General features: G+C 42.7%; 14 protein-coding genes and 1 riboswitch. Of the genes, 9 read left to right on the forward strand and 5 right to left on the reverse strand.

The features are described 5' to 3' along the window. Positions 1-15 precede the first annotated feature (15 nt). From trpB to CDG61_RS14225, 3 genes are all read right to left on the reverse strand, one after another. Positions 16-1,257: a tryptophan synthase subunit beta gene (trpB, locus tag CDG61_RS14215; RefSeq protein ID WP_087513180.1), complete on the reverse strand. Its 1,242-nt coding sequence runs from the start codon at positions 1,255-1,257 to the stop codon at positions 16-18. Next, complete coding sequence (locus CDG61_RS14220; protein WP_087550616.1) at positions 1,241-1,891, reverse strand: phosphoribosylanthranilate isomerase; 651 nt, start codon at positions 1,889-1,891, stop codon at positions 1,241-1,243. Before CDG61_RS14220 ends, trpB begins: the two co-directional genes overlap by 17 nt. 87 nt (positions 1,892-1,978) lie before the next feature. Continuing rightward, positions 1,979-2,434: a GNAT family N-acetyltransferase gene (locus CDG61_RS14225; RefSeq protein WP_087550615.1), complete on the reverse strand. Its 456-nt coding sequence runs from the start codon at positions 2,432-2,434 to the stop codon at positions 1,979-1,981. Positions 2,435-2,490: 56 nt separating this feature from the next. Then, a riboswitch (cobalamin riboswitch) is annotated at positions 2,491-2,716 on the forward strand. A 23-nt stretch (positions 2,717-2,739) separates the two neighbouring features. Here CDG61_RS14225 and CDG61_RS14230 point away from each other — a divergent pair. The 8 genes from CDG61_RS14230 to CDG61_RS14265 all read left to right on the forward strand — a co-directional run bounded on the left by CDG61_RS14230 (position 2,740) and on the right by CDG61_RS14265 (position 11,026). Beyond that, entirely contained in the window at positions 2,740-4,650 is a 1,911-nt protein-coding gene (locus CDG61_RS14230; RefSeq protein ID WP_087550614.1) for a TonB-dependent receptor plug domain-containing protein, read from the forward strand. 106 nt (positions 4,651-4,756) lie between these two features. After that, positions 4,757-5,335 carry a cob(I)yrinic acid a,c-diamide adenosyltransferase gene (locus CDG61_RS14235; protein WP_087550613.1) on the forward strand — a complete coding sequence of 193 codons (579 nt, stop codon included), beginning with the start codon at positions 4,757-4,759 and terminating at the stop codon, positions 5,333-5,335. Positions 5,336-5,592: 257 nt separating this feature from the next. Next, positions 5,593-6,315 carry a glycerophosphodiester phosphodiesterase gene (locus CDG61_RS14240; RefSeq protein ID WP_087550612.1) on the forward strand — a complete coding sequence of 241 codons (723 nt, stop codon included), beginning with the start codon at positions 5,593-5,595 and terminating at the stop codon, positions 6,313-6,315. 300 nt (positions 6,316-6,615) lie between these two features. Beyond that, positions 6,616-7,779, forward strand: a complete 1,164-nt coding sequence (locus CDG61_RS14245) for an acyl-CoA desaturase (protein WP_087513175.1) — start codon at positions 6,616-6,618, stop codon at positions 7,777-7,779. 182 nt (positions 7,780-7,961) lie between these two features. Beyond that, positions 7,962-8,291, forward strand: a complete 330-nt coding sequence (locus tag CDG61_RS14250; RefSeq protein ID WP_087550611.1) for a DHCW motif cupin fold protein — start codon at positions 7,962-7,964, stop codon at positions 8,289-8,291. 82 nt (positions 8,292-8,373) lie between these two features. After that, positions 8,374-9,816 (forward strand): protein adenylyltransferase SelO, encoded by a 1,443-nt coding sequence (locus tag CDG61_RS14255; RefSeq protein ID WP_087550610.1) that lies wholly within the window; start codon positions 8,374-8,376, stop codon positions 9,814-9,816. Positions 9,817-9,985: 169 nt separating this feature from the next. Then, entirely contained in the window at positions 9,986-10,612 is a 627-nt protein-coding gene (locus tag CDG61_RS14260) for a L,D-transpeptidase family protein (protein ID WP_087550609.1), read from the forward strand. 36 nt (positions 10,613-10,648) lie between these two features. Next, positions 10,649-11,026 carry an MmcQ/YjbR family DNA-binding protein gene (locus CDG61_RS14265; RefSeq protein ID WP_087550608.1) on the forward strand — a complete coding sequence of 126 codons (378 nt, stop codon included), beginning with the start codon at positions 10,649-10,651 and terminating at the stop codon, positions 11,024-11,026. Positions 11,027-11,153: 127 nt separating this feature from the next. Here CDG61_RS14265 and CDG61_RS14270 read toward each other — a convergent pair whose 3' ends face one another. Together CDG61_RS14270 and baeS are read right to left on the reverse strand one after the other, a co-directional pair. Further along, positions 11,154-11,840 carry a response regulator gene (locus CDG61_RS14270; protein ID WP_087513168.1) on the reverse strand — a complete coding sequence of 229 codons (687 nt, stop codon included), beginning with the start codon at positions 11,838-11,840 and terminating at the stop codon, positions 11,154-11,156. 16 nt (positions 11,841-11,856) lie between these two features. Continuing rightward, a complete protein-coding gene (baeS, locus tag CDG61_RS14275) occupies positions 11,857-13,518 on the reverse strand; it encodes a sensor histidine kinase efflux regulator BaeS (protein ID WP_087550607.1) in 1,662 nt (553 codons plus the stop codon). A 138-nt stretch (positions 13,519-13,656) separates the two neighbouring features. Between baeS and CDG61_RS14280 the strand changes: the two genes are divergently transcribed. After that, positions 13,657-14,271: a hypothetical protein gene (locus tag CDG61_RS14280; protein WP_087550606.1), complete on the forward strand. Its 615-nt coding sequence runs from the start codon at positions 13,657-13,659 to the stop codon at positions 14,269-14,271. Positions 14,272-14,484 lie beyond the last annotated feature (213 nt).

Here is a 14,484-nt window from a genome sequence, read left to right on the forward strand (position 1 = left end):
GCTCAGTCAAGGCTCTTACATCTCAACCATTTCTACGCCATCAATACGGGCAACCGTCATCAAATCTTTATCACCACGACCCGAAACAGTCGCAATAATAATCTGATCTTTATCCATGGTTGGTGCAAGTTTAGTCACGTATGCCATCGCATGTGAACTTTCAAGCGCAGGAATAATCCCTTCAATATGGGTCAGATCACGGAAACCCTGTAGTGCTTCAGTATCATTGATTGGCACATAGTTCACACGGTGCATATCTTTTAAGAAACTGTGTTCAGGACCTACACCCGGATAATCCAGACCTGCTGAAATACTGTGAGTTTCAATGATCTGCCCCTGGTCATCGGACATCAGGTAAGTACGGTTACCATGCAATACACCGACATGACCTGCATTGAGTGGTGCAGAATGTTTACCTGTTTCAATCCCCAGACCAGCGGCTTCCACACCGTACATTTTCACATCCTGGTCATTTAAGAACGGATAGAACAAGCCCATTGCATTTGAACCACCACCTACACATGCAACCAGTGCATCAGGAAGACGACCTGCCTGTTCCTGAATCTGTTTACGTGCTTCACGACCAATGATGGACTGGAAGTCACGTACCAGTTGCGGATAAGGATGAGGTCCTGCAACTGTACCGATCACATAGTAAGTTGAGTCAACATTGGTCACCCAGTCACGCATCGCTTCGTTCATGGCATCTTTCAGTGTTTTTGAACCGCTTTCCACTGGTACAACGGTAGCACCCAGTAAACGCATGCGATACACATTCATCGCCTGACGTTTCACGTCTTCTGCGCCCATGAATACCACACATTCAAGACCTAAACGTGCTGCAATCGTTGCGGTTGCAACACCGTGCTGACCTGCCCCTGTTTCTGCAATAATACGTTTTTTACCTGAAAGCTTTGCAAGTAAAGCCTGTCCGATGGTGTTGTTGACCTTGTGAGAACCTGTATGGTTTAAGTCTTCACGTTTTAAGTAAATCTGCGCACCACCCAGCTCTTTTGACCATCGTTCAGCATAATAAAGCGGACTCGGACGTCCGACATAGTAAGCGAGATCGCGGTCGAATTCTGCCAGGAACTGGGCATCATCTTTCATTCGGAAATAAAGCTTTTCCAAATCTTCCAAAGCTGCCATTAAAGTTTCTGACACAAAACGTCCGCCATGGATACCGAAATGCCCGTTTTGATCTGGGAACTGGGTATAGTCAATCACACTGTTCTGTTGATTACTTTGCTGATCCACGTTGGACTCCTTGCATAAATTTTTCAATGAGTTGCTGGTCTTTAATACCTTTAGCGGATTCTACGCCACCGCTGACATCAACCGCATAGGGCTGAGTCATTTTTATTGCATCTTCAATATTTTCAGGTTTTAAACCACCTGCCAGTATTAAAGGAATATCCAGTTTCGGGAACTGCGACCAGTCAAAGCTGTGCCCTGTTCCACCTTTCAGTTCAGGATGCCATGCATCCAGAAGCATAGCACTTGCACCTGCCTGCTGGTATTGCTGAATTGTCGAAATAATCTCTGAACTTGTTGCATCAGGCTTCACCTGAATCGCTTTATACCAGCGGCGTTTATTATACTGTGCTATCTGCTGGCATTGTTCCGCAGTTTCATCGCCATGAAACTGAATGACATCCAGAGGAACCTGTTCCAGCACCTGAGCAATATCTTCCTGAGTGGCATTTACAAACAAACCCACAATACTGACATAAGGGGGAATCAGCCTGGCCAGTTGCTGTGCCAGCTCTGCATGGACATAGCGTGGGCTCGGTTCAAAAAATACCAGACCAATGGCATCCACACCTGCGTTGACAGCAGCCTGGATATCCTGTGGTCGGGTAATTCCGCAAATTTTGGCACGGGTTCGCATGTTCTGGACTCAAATGTATTCTTTGTTTTCAACACTGATTTTCAATATTGAAGGCGAATCATTGTAATGCAATTTAATCAAAAGTGCTTAAACCTGTTTATGTAAATAAATAAAATCCAGTTCATCATGAATTTTTTCAGTTTTAAACTTCTGATAACCAAGCTTTTCATAGAGCTTTATATTCTGAATGCTTTTTTGACCTGTAAATAACTCATAACGCTGGCATTTAGATTCCTGTTCTATTTTCATCAACAACTGACTCCCTATTCCCCGTTTCTGAAAATCAGGATGAACGATTAAGCGACCAATATGCAGTGTGCCTTGATCTGCATATCCCCTTACTGAACCAACAATTTCATCATTCAACTTTGCGACAAGAATCTTATGATTTTCAAACTCAAGCTCCAATTGATGCAATGTTTGCAGTAAAGGTGGAATATTCCAGTCCTGATATAATTCAGCTTCACGCTGATAAGCAATTTTTTGTAATTCTAAAATCTGTTGAGCTTCATCAAACTCAGCATCCTGAATTGTGATCGCCATTTTTACTCCTGAAGTCAGTTCAATTCATTTTTTATACGTTGTTTAAACGATCATCAGACTCTATACTCCGCACAAATGCAACGAGTCATAGCTTTGGCTTAGGGAAACTGGTGAAATTCCAGCACTGCCCCCGCAACGGTAACAATGAAATTCTGTTCAGTTTAAATTGAAAAATTTACACCACTGCAATCTTTTTGTGGGAAGGTGGAACAGTGAATCCAGCTTTTACAGACTGTATTCTATATTGAAGTCCGGATACCTGCTTGTTGTGCCCTTCAACTCAATCATTCACGGGGAGTGAATGTATGGAGCATATCATGTCTGCTTTTTCTAAACCTAAGGCTTTTAAACCTACTGCACTTGTAGGTGCTGTCGCTGTTGCAATGGGGTTCTCTTCTTCAGTTTTTGCTGAAACCACCGCGACTGAACAGAAAATAGCTGTTTCACCACTTGAGACGATTGTTGTTACTGCAACTCGTTCTGAAGAAAAGATTGAAAATGTGCCTGCACTTATTTCAGTTATAGACAAAAAAACCATCGAACAGAATCCTGCTGTAAATCTGTCAGATTTAATTCAACGTGATCCTTCTGTTTTTGTAAAGCAAAGTGGTGGTCTGGGTCAGATCACTGAAATTTCTATCCGTGGTACCAGACCTAACCATACCCTGGTATTAAAAGACGGTGCCCGTTTAAACAGTCAGAACCATATTGCTGCCTTATACCCATCCTTTATTGATACTACAGATATTGGACAGATTGAAATTCTGAAAGGTCCTGCATCAGTTCAGTATGGTACAGATGCAATCGGTGGCGTTATTCAGATGAAAACAGCGACACCTGTAAAAAATGGCGGTTTCATTACAGGTATATATGGCGAAAACAACACATATAAAGCAATTGCTGGCGCAGATTTAGTTCAGGATAATTTTTATGCACAAATTCGTGGTCAACGCCTGGAAAGCGATGGGACACGTATTCTTGATAATCAAAGTAAAGATCAAAAAGCCAGTTATGATCAGAAAGGTTATAGTGCAAAAGTTGGTTATGACAACAAAAAAGACTTCAAAGCTGATTTAGCAATCAGCCAGAATGAAGGCTTAAGTCAATACTATAACTATATGACCGATAAAAATGATGCTGAACGTATTTTTGAAAACCGTCTGATCAACTCAAATATTCAGTACGGCATCACTGAAGACTTAACTCTATCAGCACGTTATTCAAATTTTATTGATAAACAGCAGGTAAAAGACAACAATCCGAATCACTTTGATACTGAAAATAATGAAGGTGATCTTAATTTAAAATGGAATGTTAATACTGAAAACAGTCTTTTAATTGGTGCAACGTACCTTGAGTCAGATTTCAAAAGTAACGATATAAAAAATAAAAAACAAAGCATTGATTCTGTTGGGTATTATGTTCAGCACCAATATCAGACGGAAAAACTGAATACCCAGCTGGGTGTCCGAACTGAAGATAATGAAATGTTTGGTACACATACGGTTGGTCAGGGTGCTGTTCGTTATCAACTATTACCTGATACAAGTATTTATGCCAATATCGGTACAGCTTTTAAGGCACCTTCTCTGACAGAACTGTATTACTTCACTGAAGGAACATATGGAAACACTTACGGTAATCCAGATCTAAAACCTGAAGAAAGTATTTCTTATGAAATTGGTTTAAATCAGAACATTGGACAACACTTAACAGCATTTTTATCTGCATACCAGACTGAAGTAAAAAATCTGATCAGTTATAAGTATGGTTCGCCGAATTCAACTTATATCAATATTGATAAAGCTGAAATCAAAGGTGGAGAACTTGGTTTTAAATGGGAAAAAGATGATTTGTTTTTAACCACAGAATATGCTTATGCCGATTCTGTAAACAAAAAAACTGATCTCAAAATTGCTTATAGACCAAAACAGACTTTGACATTCACCACAGGACTTGAAAATGCGACTTATGGGATCAGTGCTTCCCTGATCGCACGTTCAGATATTTATGCTGATGGTGCCAACAAGGTCAAAGCACCTGGTTATGCCACAGTTGATCTGAATATGTACTGGAATATCAATCCTAATGTGAAAGTATTCAGCAATATTATCAACATGGGGGATGTCAATTACAGAACAGCTGATAATTTTGGTAATGGCTGGTACGTTGATGGCGGTCGTGAAGCTTCAGTAGGTATTACTTTTAAATACTAAAATGTTCAATATTTAAATACACGAAACTTTAAGGATAATGTCATAACTATGGCATTATCCTTTTTAATTTCTCAAGATCATTTTCTCATTTCAAAGGGACAACAACATGGGACACCGTTTAAGTAAAATCTATACCCGTACTGGTGATGCTGGTACAACCGGACTCGGCGATGGCTCCCGCGTTGCAAAAGATGATCTGCGTATAGCGGCCTTAGGTGATGTGGATGAGCTCAATTCTGCTGTCGGTATTCTGCGTGCTCAGATCACTGCAAGCAATATTGCAGACAAAGCTTCATGGGATAAATCCCTGAGCCTGATCCAGCACTGGTTATTTGATCTGGGTGGTGAAGTCTGTATTCCAGGCTATCACCTGCTTCAGCCCATCTGTATTGATTTTTTGGAAAAAGAAATTGATCAAATGAACGAAGCACTGCCAATGCTGAAAGAATTTATTCTACCTGCCGGCACATTATCCTGCAGTTATGCTCACCAGGCCCGTTCAGTCTGTCGTCGTGCAGAACGCAGTTTAATGACCGTACACACCCGTGATCAGAATATTCAGCCTTTAGCATTGCAGTTACTGAACCGCCTTTCTGACTGGCTGTTTGTCGCTTCCCGTACCTTACAGCGCGCAGAAGGTGGCAGCGAAGTCCTTTGGCAAAAAAATATCAATGAAACGATTTAACAAATGAACATTCAACAATAGTGCTATCGCTTTAGGCGACATGGATGTCGCCGTTGAACAAGGGCATCACGGATGTGCCCTTTGCTCAACAGAGGATTTTTGTTTCTTTTGATCCTTCAAAAGAAAATAATGCCTACGCAAATAAATCTGAATTCTGCACAATAAAGTATGGCAGTGCCATTTTTTTGCAAAACTTTATCGAATCACAACGTCCATAAAATTATAGAACAGGCAACGTTCAAAATTAAGGAAATACAATGATCATCATCGGACATCGTGGCGCACGTGGTGAAGCCCCAGAAAACACATTAGGTGGTTTCCAGCATATCCATGACTTAGGTATCCGTGCAGTCGAATTTGATGTCCGTCAGCTCAAAGATGGTGAACTGATCATCATGCACGATGACAATTTTCTCAGAACCACGGGCATAGATCAGAAACTGTATGATCTGAAAAGTACGGAACTGGAACCCTATAACCAGGCAAATATCTGGATGGACTGGGAAAAACAGATTACTCCCACTTTAAGCCAGAGTCTGAACATCATGCAGGACTTCGAGCATATTGAAGTTGAAGTCAAAGCGGTCGAAACAGACGAACAGGCTGAAAAGCTAATCATCGAATTGCAGAAACAGCTGAAAGGCTTTGAACAGACAGCCATCATCACCAGTTTCGATTTAAAAATCCATCAGGCTCTGCTTCAACAGAACAGTCACTTTAAACACGGCTTACTCATTGAAGATGACATTAAGGAAAAAGCCATAGAACAGGCACTGGCATTAAACTGTTGCCAGATTGGGTGGATGAATCAGCTTGCAACGGATGCCTTAATCAAGGCAACACAGAAGGCGGATCTGGCGATCAGCATCTGGACAGTCAATGACACTGAGCGGGCAAAATATTTACGTGACCAGGGCGTTCAGGGACTCATCACCGATTTTCCAGAACTGATGCAGAAAGCCCTGAACCAGACCCAGTAAACATGGAGAAATGAGACAGGTGTCAACAAGCTTAACCAGCTGAAATATAAGCCAATAAACAACCCTTTTAACCTCATGAAAAGACTCGACCATTGTCGGGCTTGTGGTCGTTTATTTTTTTCGATTAAATCCACAAAATTCATGTTTTATTCTGTTACTGTTTTATACAATACACATGTACACTAATATGGTGAACACCTGTTCGCCCATGCTACTATCTGAAACTGTATAGCCTGAAAAAATAAAGAAGCTATACGTTCAATTTTACCTGTTTAAAGGTTCTTAGGAGTGCTGTTGGAGATGAATGCTCCCTTGCCAAAAGCCCCAATTAACTGGATCGGTGTATTTGCACTGGTCTTTCTTCCTGTTGTTGCAGTGATTGCAATTCCTTTGTATGCCTGGCATCACGATTTCAGTGCCGCAGCATGGGTCAGCTTATTTGTTTTACTCGGTTTAAGCAGTTTAGGTATTACTGCGGGCTATCATCGCCTGTGGGCACACCGTGCCTATGAAGCGACATTACCGCTACAGATTATTCTGATGATTATGGGAACTTTTGCAGTACAGAACAGCATCCTGTTCTGGGCTTCAGGTCACCGTACCCATCACCGTCATGTGGATGATGTGGATCAGGATCCGTATTCAATCAACAATGGCTTCTGGTATGCCCATATTGGATGGATGCTGCGTAACTACCCTGCATCTGAGCCTAATTATAAAAACGCACCAGATCTGCTCGATAACAAACTGGTCATGTTCCAGGACAAATACTACATCCCTCTTGTGATTGCCGTTCATGCGGGTATTTTATTACCGATTGGCTGGGCTGTAGGCGACATGTGGGGTGTATTGCTGCTGGGTGGTTTATTACGCCTGATTTTCAGCCATCACGTGACTTTCTTTATTAACTCGCTGTGCCATATGTGGGGCAAACGTCCATATACAGATGAAAATACAGCACGTGATAACTTTGTCCTTGCAATTGCAACCTGGGGCGAGGGTTATCATAACTATCACCACATTTTCCAGTACGACTACCGTAACGGCGTGAAATGGTGGCAGTATGACCCAACCAAATGGCTCATCTGGAGCTGTTCTAAGGTTGGTCTGGCAAAAAATCTGCGTCGTATTCCAAGCTTCAATATTAAAAAAGCTGAACTGGCAATGCGTTTCAAATACGCACAGCAGGACTTAGCCGTTTATGGTCATGACGTAAATGCAGATATTGCAGCAATGAAACAGAAAGTTGCTCAGGAATATGAAGCATTTACCAACACATTGAACGACTGGGCTGCGCTGAAGGAAGAAGAACTTCAGGCCAAGAAAGCTTCTGTTGCTGAAAAACTGCATCAGATGGATGCGAAGTTAAAAGTAGATTTCCAGCTGGTTGAACAGAAACTTGCATTCCACCGCGAACGCCTGGAAACACTCATGCGTGGCATTAAAAAGAATGTTGTGTCTTAATCAGAACTGAATAAATTGAAAAGCTCCTGAATGGAGCTTTTCTTTTACCACTCAAAATCTTCTCCCCTTTTGAAAGATGAATATCCGCCCAATAGATTCCAGGTCTGTAAAGGAAAAGTTCTCCATTGAAAGCATCCTTTCCTCTTACAGAATAAAATTTACATCAATCAGAGAATAAAAAAATGAATCTGAACAACATCCCATTTGGTACTACCAACTGGACAGAAATTCCCACAACCCGCTATGAAGGTGAGCAAGGCTATGCACTCTGGCGCACTCAACAGTTTGATCATATCCGTGTCAGAATGGTGGACTACTCAGCGGGCTACCTTGCCGATCATTTTTGCTCTAAAGGACATATCCTGTTATGTCTGGAAGGTGAATTACATACCGAACTGGAAGATGGCAGAACATTTACTCTCACAGCAGGAATGAGCTATCAGGTTGCAGATCATGCCGAAGCACATCGCTCATCCACGACCACAGGGGCAAAATTATTTATCGTTGATTAAGCCGACTGAAACAGTAGGTATTCATCCCCATAGCCAGTAAAACTTTGCTATAGTTTCAACACAGCCATTCTGATGTTCTGCTATGAAATTCAATCCTCGCTACCCTTCACTGAACCCAAAACTCTATCACGAACAGATGCCTGCCCCCCTCAAAGGTGCAAAAGCAGGACACTTCAATGAAGCTCTGGCCGATGAATTACAGTGGAGCGAACAGGACAAAGCTGAATGGGTCGAAATCTGTAGCGGACAGAAAACCTTTGCTGAGTTTCATCCGCTTGCCATGGTTTATGCAGGACACCAGTTCGGTCAATGGGCAGGACAGCTGGGTGATGGTCGTGGCTTACTGGTTGCTCAGATTCTGAATAAAAACAACCAGACTATTGATCTGCATTTAAAAGGCGCAGGCTCTACACCCTACTCGCGTATGGGCGATGGTCGTGCCGTTCTGCGCTCTGTGATCCGTGAGTATCTTGCAGGTCATGCGCTCAATGCACTGAGTGTACCATCCAGTAACTCAGTCGGTTTCACAACATCTGAGCAAGGTGTACAACGTGAGAAGCTTGAACCCGGTGCAATGATGCTCCGTACTTCAGACTGCCATATCCGCCTGGGTCATTTTGAATGGATCAATCAGTATCAGCCTGAATTACTCAAAGAATTTACTCAGAAATGTATTGAATGGCACTATCCAGAATGCCTTGAAGCTGAAAATCCAGTTTTAGCCTTTGCCACCAGAGTTATTCAGAACACAGCTGTGATGATTGCCAGATGGCAACTGGTTGGCTTTGCACATGGCGTGATGAATACAGACAACTTAAATATCACAGGTTCAACTTTAGACTTTGGACCATACGGTTTTATGGAGCGTTTCCGCCCTAACTGGATCAACAACCATAGCGATTACAACGGTCGTTATACCTATCAGAACCAACCAAGTATTGCACACTGGAATTTATGGAACTGGTTAAACAACTTAATTCCATTGTCTGCACCTGAAAATAAAGAACAGTTCAAACAGGAACTTGCTGACTGTCTGGAACATTTCGAACCGACTTTCCTTGAAAATTATACACATGGTCTTTGCCAGAAAATGGGCTTACCGGCATTTCATAAAGACAGTTTTGACTGTGGTATGGCATTTCTAAGAATCATGCAATCAGAACAGCTGGATTATACGAACAGTTTTATCCGCTTACAGAACAAACAGTATGAAGCCATTAAAGATGATTGTTTAGACCGTCGTCAGTTTGAGAGCTTCTTAGCTCAATACGAAAGCATTCGTGCAAATCAAGATATTGATACATTGGATACTGAAATGCTGAATGCCAACCCCCTTTATATTTTGCGTAATCACATGGCTCAAAAAGCAATTGAGCAGGCTGAACGGAATGATTTTTCAGAAGTTGAACGACTGTTTATATTACTCAGTCAGCCGTTTACCAAGCAGTCTGATGTGGAACGGGCTGAAGATCTGGCACCACTGGCTAGCGATGTACCCGAAGTGATGGTGAGCTGTTCTTCTTAAAACAGCTCCACTCAGTTTTTATCCATAATTACCCACAATTTCTGTGGATAACTATGTGTCTATGCACAGGATAAGTTCACAGTCACAAATCAGCTACAGCTTTTCGTATTATTCTGCATAAAATTTAGTCATTACATTGTTTTAGAAGAAATTCGAATACATATCACACATGAATAAAAAAACTGTTCTATGCCTTTTAGTCCTGTGTGTGCTGATCACAGGACTAAGCTATGCCTGGTCAAAATACGAAAAATATATTCCCACCGATTCGGTTTTAAATTTTTCCAGCAGACCGTCAGACAAACTGCATGTTCAGCATTTTACTGCTGCTGAAATTCAGCAGATCCGTACATCCACCCCCATTACCCAGGTGAAAGTCTATAAAAGTGACCGGTTAGTCCGACTGATACACCGCGATCAGGTCATACAGACCTACCCCATGCGACTGGGCTTTAACCCCGCTGGGCATAAAGTTCAGGAAGGTGATGGAAAAACGCCTGAGGGACGTTACCTGCTGGACTGGCGGAATCCGAACAGTGCTTTCTACAAATCCCTGCACGTATCCTATCCCAATGCGCAGGATAAAAAGACCGCACAGGGGCTTGGCGTTTCACCAGGTGGGGATATCATGATTCATGGCTCAGCAACAACGGCTCAGGTGAAGAAACTGCCAGGTCTGATGAATTACATGCCAAAAAATGACTGGACCTGGGGCTGTATTGCTGTCAGTAATATAGATATGGACGAAATCTGGCAACTGGTGGATGATGGAACTCCCATCGAGATTTATCAATAATTTCGATCTGTACAGATTTAAATACTGAGATCATTTATGCAGGGAAAAGAAATTCAGCAATATGCGCTCCAGATTGCTACCGGTACTGCACTGGCAGAACTGTGCTATCCCTTTGGAGATGATATTCCTGTGGTTAAAATCATGGGAAAGGTCTTTCTGCTGACATCCAGTAAAGATGGAAAGATTTTTGTTAATTTAAAAGTCACGCCTGAACATGGTGATATGTTACGTGATATCTATTCTTCCATTCATACCGGTTATCACATGAATAAACGGCACTGGATTTCGATATATTCAGGTGATCAGATCAGGAAAGAACTGATCGAAGATCTGGTACTGAACTCTTATGCACTGGTCGTACAGACCTTAACCAAAGCTCAGAAACAGACCCTGGCTATTCATTCAAGTCTTTAAAATTTACAGAAACTCTTTTCGACTGTCGTTTTAATCAGCATCTGATTTGAAGTTATACCCAGTTACCCACAAAAACTGTGGATAAACTTGTGTTTATCCACATGACTGTCACTTTTATGCAGAAAATTTAATCTTCTGGATATTCAAAGCGATAGCCTACTCCATAAACAGCCTGAATCCATTCATGACGGTTTCCAGTTTCTGCTGCATCTGAAATTTTACGACGTAAGTTTTTGATATGACTGTCAATAACGCGATCAGCGACATCAAAACTGTCCGGGTTGATATGGTCTAAAAGTTGCGCACGTGAATAGACCTGCCCTACATGATCAAGGAACAGTTCCAGCAGGCGGAATTCAGTTGGTGTTAAATTCAGCGACTTTTGTTGATACCAGATACGCTGTTGTGCTTTATCCATGCGGAACAGCGTATTTTCTTCAGGTTCAGCCTTACGCTCAAGACGGCGCAGTACAGCCTGTACCCGTGCCACGAGTTCTTTCGGACTGAATGGTTTACAGACGTAGTCATCTGCCCCCATGTTCAGCCCCAGCACACGGTCAATTTCTTCAGTACGGGCTGTCACCATAATAATCGGCAGATCGGACTGCTCACGCACTTTACGGCAGATGGTCAGACCATCCATACGGGGTACCATTAGATCCAGTACCATCAGACTCGGTTTACGCTGTAAAAAGCTGTCATAGGCTTCCTGTCCGTCATGAAACATACTGACTTCCAGTCCAGCAGCTTCCAGATAATCCCGCACCAGTTCTGCAAGTTCCACTTCATCTTCAACCAGCATGATATGTTTCATTGTTTCATTACTTCCTTTATTTATTCATCTGTTTCGGGAATGTCAGTCTGCAACGTAAACCACCCAATGGTGAATGTTCAAAATGCAGTGTACCACCCAGAGCCTGTGCAATTTTAACTGAAAGTGCCAGTCCTAATCCTGTACCACCTGTACTGCGCGTCCGTGAATCATCCACTCTGTAGAAACGTTCACCCAGTTTTGCAAGCTGTTCATCACTCAGTCCAAGCGGGCTGTCATCAACAATCACGCTCCAGCTGTGTTCATTCTGTTCTGTATGGATACGGACTTCACCACCCTTTTCGGTATAACGGATGCTGTTACCCAGCAAGTTCACCATAATCTGCTTAAAGCGATCTATATCCAGTTGTAATCTGACCGATTCACCCTGAGCAGAGACCTGAAGTTCAGCCTGTTCAAATTTAGGCTTAAAACTTTCAAGCTCATGCAGCACCACAGCCCAGGGATCAATCTCTGCCATATAACAGGTCAGTTGTTGTGCTTCCGCCTGTGCCAGATCTGCAAGATCCTGAGTCAGTTTTTTCAGACTGGTGACCTGTGCCAGCATGGCATCGAAATGCTTCGGTGTCGGTTTACGGATACCGTCCTGCATAGCCTCAATCTGTGCCTGCAATACCGCCAGCGGTGTTTTCAGCTCATGTGAAGTGTCTGCAACCCATACACGGCGTGAGGTTTCATGCTGATCCAGAATTGTTGCAAGCTGATTGATTTCGGTGGATAAATCCCCCAGTTCATCATTACGCTTCACAGTAACCTGATGTTGAAAGTTTCCTTTGGTCAGTTCACGTGTTGCATTCAGCAATCTCTGAATCGGTTTCTTAAAATAGGTCGCAAGTAATAATGCTGCAACCAGACTGGCAAAAAAAGTCAGTCCATACACCAGCAACAGATAACGTTTCTGATTACTGAAAAAGTTGATACTGAGCGCATCATCCTTATCCAGTACTGGTTTCAACCCCAGATAACCGACTGTTTTACCATTCACCACAATCGGTCGATACGACACCTGATCATCTGAAGGTTCCCCCAGTACAAACTGATGTCTGGCATCAAAAAGAGACAGACGGGAACTCAGTCCTAAACGGTCAGGCATGGAAATAAACTGTTTTTTACCTGTTGTTTTTGGTGGTGGTTCGCTGATTTCTCCATTTTTCTTTGGTGGTCTGAATGCTGCCTGATTTGAACTTAATGGGAACTTCAAGCCCTCAAAAGGCTGAAACTCTGAAGGAAGATTCCGTTCAATCCATCGAAGTTCTTCCACATCAGGAATATGCCCATTCATATTTTTCAGACCGATATTCGGTGCCAGATTCAGCGAAGCGGTCTGTTCTTTGAAATAACGCTGCTGCAGAGCAATATCGTATTGTCTGCGTAGCCACCACCGGGACAGTTTGTCGTAATCATCCGGCGCAGCGTTTCCTTCAACCTGTAAAATCTGTGCCTGAATTGCATTTCCCCAGTCACTGTACGCACCATAGACACCTGCCAGATTTTCAATCAGGTGATCAAGTTTCTGCATTTCAACATCTGCAACATAGCGGGCAAAGTTTTTCTGCATAGTCCAGTGCAAAACGCCCAGGCTGACTGTTGTAATAACCAGTGTGGTTAACAGTACGGTCAGAAACAAACGCAGGGCGATAGGAATACGGTGTTTTTTCAAGCAACGGTCTCTATTTTTTATTCATAATAAGTATTGTATAGAACACTGATTTAAAAAGCCCTCCATTGTTTCTTCATCATTATTATTTAATCTTTAATCAATGAATTTTACATCTATTTTTTTGTGGAGCTGATGATAATGAACAAAATGACAAAAATCGCACTAGTTACAGCAGGTCTGTTCAGTGCAGGTGCTTTAACTGCCTGTCAGTCCACTGCACCATCTAAAGGGGCTGATGCTCCACAGCGTATGCACGGCGAACGTCAGATGCATAAAATGACTCCTGAACAACGTGAGCAGATACAACAGAAACGTGCAGAACGTCAGGAAGTCATGCAGCAGATCAGACAGGCCTGCGATGGTAAAACCGCTGGACAGTCTGTTCAGATTAAAGCGGGCGATAAATCAATTGATGGAACCTGTCAGACTGTTTTCAAAGCCGATCATAAAAAACGTGATGCCGAGAGACCTCAGGCTGGTGAACGCCATCACATGAAAATGCATGACCGTTCAGCACACGGAATGAACCGTGGTGAAGTACTGACAGATGCTAAACGTGCAGAGCTGACTAAAGCTTATGACCAGCGACTGGCAGAACGTCAGGCACGTCAGCAGACAATTCTGAAAGCCTGCGAAGGACAAAGTAACGGTAAAGCAGTGCAGATTAAAGTCGGTACTCAGACAGTGGATGGCAAATGTGAAGTCCGCTTCCAGCCGGCACCAGCTGCTGTAGCTCAGGCGAAAGCTGCTTAATCCCGCAATCCATATTCATTAAAAGGCGCTGAATGCGCCTTTTTTTATGACTCAATTACTGCCTGCACCGCAGTTGCTCAATGGTCAGGTCATATAGCTCTGTATAAATCACTTAAAAACAATAATCTTTCAGCACATGTACCAGTATCCCAATTTTGGGATATCTGTGGCTTTGCTCAGCGGATTAGAATGATCTGCATATCTTTTTAATGA

The sequence above is a fragment of the Acinetobacter sp. WCHAc010052 genome (assembly GCF_002165295.2).
GTDB classification, from domain to species: domain Bacteria; phylum Pseudomonadota; class Gammaproteobacteria; order Pseudomonadales; family Moraxellaceae; genus Acinetobacter; species Acinetobacter chinensis.